General features: G+C 68.2%; 1 protein-coding gene. It reads left to right on the forward strand.

Translation table 11 applies throughout. From position 1 onward, the window contains the following. On the forward strand, nucleotides 1–430 hold a 430-nt coding region (locus BKE38_RS26360; protein WP_131829738.1), incomplete at its 5' end, for a prephenate dehydrogenase dimerization domain-containing protein. Between the last annotated feature and the right edge of the window lie 58 nt (nucleotides 431–488).

Genomic DNA, 488 nt, shown 5'->3' on the forward strand with positions numbered 1-488 from the left:
TGTCGAGCTGCTCGGCCCCCACCCGCTGTTCGGCCCGCAATCCGGCCGCGACGGCATCGAAGGCCTGCGCATGGTCCTTTGCCCCGGCGCCCCCAGCCCCCGCGCCCGCCTGGCCGCCCGGATGCTGCGGGGCCTCGGCCTGGCCGTGGTGCAGATGACCCCCGAGGAGCACGACCGCCAGATGGCCTGGGTCCAGGGCCTGACCCACCTGGTGGCCCGCCTGGTCTCCGGCCTGGACATGCCCGCTTTGCCCCACACCACCGCCAGCTTCGACCACCTGATCCGCGCGACCACCATGGTGTCCCAGGACAGCGAAGCCCTGTTCCGCACGATCACCGAGGACAACCCCTTCGTCGCCGAGGTGAAGGCGCAGCTGCTGGAGAAAGCGACAGCGTTGTTCGAAGAGAAGACAGTGCAGCTGGCAGCTTGAAGGAAAGCATCGGCAGGTCGGGGGAATGAATTCCCCCGAGCCCCCATCTTTTTTCTGT

Origin of the sequence: Teichococcus deserti, assembly GCF_001982615.1 — a bacterium.
Lineage (GTDB): Bacteria > Pseudomonadota > Alphaproteobacteria > Acetobacterales > Acetobacteraceae > Pseudoroseomonas > Pseudoroseomonas deserti.